This window comes from Thalassolituus marinus (assembly GCF_020320395.1).
Taxonomy (GTDB): Bacteria; Pseudomonadota; Gammaproteobacteria; order Pseudomonadales; family Oceanobacteraceae; genus Venatoribacter; species Venatoribacter marinus.
The window spans coordinates 1-1,221 of sequence record NZ_JAEDAH010000034.1; the positions used below are offsets into that span (position 1 = coordinate 1).

Annotated in this window: 1 protein-coding gene; it reads left to right on the forward strand. The window is 52.0% G+C overall.

Annotated elements, in window-relative coordinates:
• The first annotated feature begins 63 nt into the window (after positions 1 to 63).
• Positions 64 to 1,205 (forward strand): IS3 family transposase gene (locus tag I9W95_RS07025; RefSeq protein WP_225673277.1). Its coding sequence is split into 2 segments (ribosomal slippage): positions 64 to 304 and positions 304 to 1,205, totalling 1,143 coding nucleotides; the frame shifts between segments, so codons are not numbered across the junction.
• Positions 1,206 to 1,221 lie beyond the last annotated feature (16 nt).

Here is a 1,221-nt window from a genome sequence, read left to right on the forward strand (position 1 = left end):
GGGTTCTACCCCGTTTTCACGGACACATCTAAAAGAGGCATAATGTGCCTGTAAGGAGTGTTCATGACCAAGCGAAGAAAATTCAGTCCAGAGTTCAAGCGAGAAGCTGTCAAACTGACCCAGCAGCCGGGTATCAGTTGTAGCCAAGTTGCCCTCGAAATCGGTGTTGCCCCCAACCTCCTGAGCCGCTGGAAGCGCGAAGCAGAAGCTATCCGCAGCAAAGCCTTCCAGGGCAGTGGCAATCCACGGGATGAAGAAGTCGCGCGCCTTAAACGTGAGCTCGTAAGAGTCACCAAGGAACGCGATTTTTTGCGGGAAGCGGCGGCGTACTTCGCCAAGGGCTAGACCTGAAATATCAGGCTATTCAACGCTGTCGCGACTCATTTCCCATACGCCTTATGTGTCGGTGCCTGAAGGTATCTGCCAGTGGTTTTTATGCCTGGGAATCGCGTATACCCAGCAAGCGGCAGATCGAGAACGCTCGTATCGCTGTCCGGATGAAGGAGATTCATACCGACAGCGGCGGCGTGATCGGTGCTCCCCGCATGCACGAAGATCTGCAGGCAGAAGGTGAAAAGCTGAGCCTGAATCGTGTTGCCAGGCTGATGGTTAAGCATGGATTACAAGGCTGGCCGCGAAAGAAAGGTCGTGGATCAAAACGCTCATCCGTGCGCCCCAGTGGCGTACGGAATCACCTGAAACGGGACTTCACGGCACAGGAGCCTGACAGCAAATGGGTTACTGACATTACGGAAGTCAAAACTCAGCAAGGCAAGTTGTATCTGTGCGTGGTGCTGGACCTGTACAGCAAATTGGTTATCGGCTGGTCGATGCATCACCGGCAGGATCGGCAAATGGTGATGCGTGCAGTCGATATGGCGGTTTGGCAAAAACAGGGCACCGGTTCATCAATCCTGCATTCAGATCGCGGTTCACAGTTTACCAGTGGCGACTATCAACGATTGCTGAAGCAGCATGACCTGATAAGCAGTATGAGTGCGGTTGGCCATTGTGCAGACAATGCGGCCTGTGAAGGATTTTTTGGTGTGATGAAACGAGAACGGATTAACCCCAAAAATTACCGCACGCAGGATGAAGCAAGATCGGATATTTTTGACTACATCGAACGGTTCCATAACCCGAGAATGAGACGTAGACTGGCAGCACAAGATCAGAGATTTAGTGTTTTATTAAACTGTCCGTGAAAACGGGGTAGAACCC